Origin of the sequence: Bacillus sp. JJ664, assembly GCF_036962205.1 — a bacterium.
Lineage (GTDB): Bacteria > Bacillota > Bacilli > Bacillales > Bacillaceae_G > Gottfriedia.
Window position 1 is genome coordinate 5,942 of the sequence record NZ_JBALMS010000084.1, and the last position, 1,235, is coordinate 7,176.

Annotated in this window: 1 protein-coding gene; it reads left to right on the top strand. The window is 30.1% G+C overall.

Translation table 11 applies throughout. The features are described from left to right. Nucleotides 1-6: 6 nt before the first annotated feature. Nucleotides 7-1,235, top strand: a 1,229-nt coding sequence (locus V7056_RS14295; protein WP_499702971.1) for an MFS transporter, incomplete at its 3' end; no start/stop codon positions are given.

Consider the following 1,235-nt stretch of genomic DNA (forward strand, 5'->3'; position numbering starts at 1 on the left):
GACATGATGTTTAAAAGTAATTATTTCAAAAGACATAGTTCCATTTTAATTTTGTTATCAAGTATTGGACTGTCAAATGTAGGGGCATGGATATATTTCATAGCACTTAATTTAATTATTCTTGATACAACTTCTTCAGCATTTGCGGTTTCAATATTATATATTCTAAAACCATTAGCTACTTTATTTACTAATTTTTGGAGCGGCAGTATGATTGATCGAATAAATAAAAGAAATATCATGATTGCCCTAGATATTGTTAGAGCACTATTAATCATAATCTTACCTTTGATTTCATCATTATGGCTTATTTTTATTCTTGTTTTTTTTATTAATATGGCAAGTGACATTTTTTATCAGGCGTCTATGATTTATATGACCAAGCTTGTACCAGAAGGAAAGAGGCAACGATTTAACTCATTTCGTAGTTTAGTAGGTTCTGGTGCATTTGTACTTGGTCCATCAGTTGCAGGTATACTCTTTATGATAGGTACACCAGCATTTGCAATTCTCATAAATGGTATGACATTAATTTTGTCTGGTGTATTAACTATGTTCTTACCAAATATTGAGAAGGAAGAAAAGCAAGATTTCTCGAATGCTAAATTTGGATTTAAAATACTAAGAAATGATTGGCAACTCGTTCTTACATATTGCAAAGCACAAATGAAAATGATGTGCATTTTTATACTTTTTTACTTTATAATCATCATGATAACAACGATTGATTCACTTGAAGCAGCGTTTTCTAAAGATGTGTTGAATTTATCAAATACAAAATACGGCTTCCTAGTAAGTATAGCTGGAATTGGATTTGTAATTGGTTCTGTTGTTAATTCAGTTTTTTCCAATCGATTCGACTCTAGCAAATTAATAGGTTATGGATCGATATTTTTGTCCTTTGGTTATCTCATTTATGCATTTTCGAATGAGTTTAACATTGCTTCGTTAGGATTCTTTTTACTTTCATTTGCGCTGTCGTTTGCAAATACTGGATTTGATACGTATTATCAAAAACAAATACCTATTGAAATAATGGGGAGAGTCGGCAGTCTATTTGGATTAGTTCAAGCATTTTTCATCATTCTTTTTACAATACTATTAGGGGCCTTAACAAATAGTATTTCTATACAGAAAATTGTCATAGTTGCTTCAATATTTTTATTCTTAATTGCAGTGATTTTACTAGTGATGATTACATTGTTTGCTGAAAAAAGATTAGTAAATACGGTAAC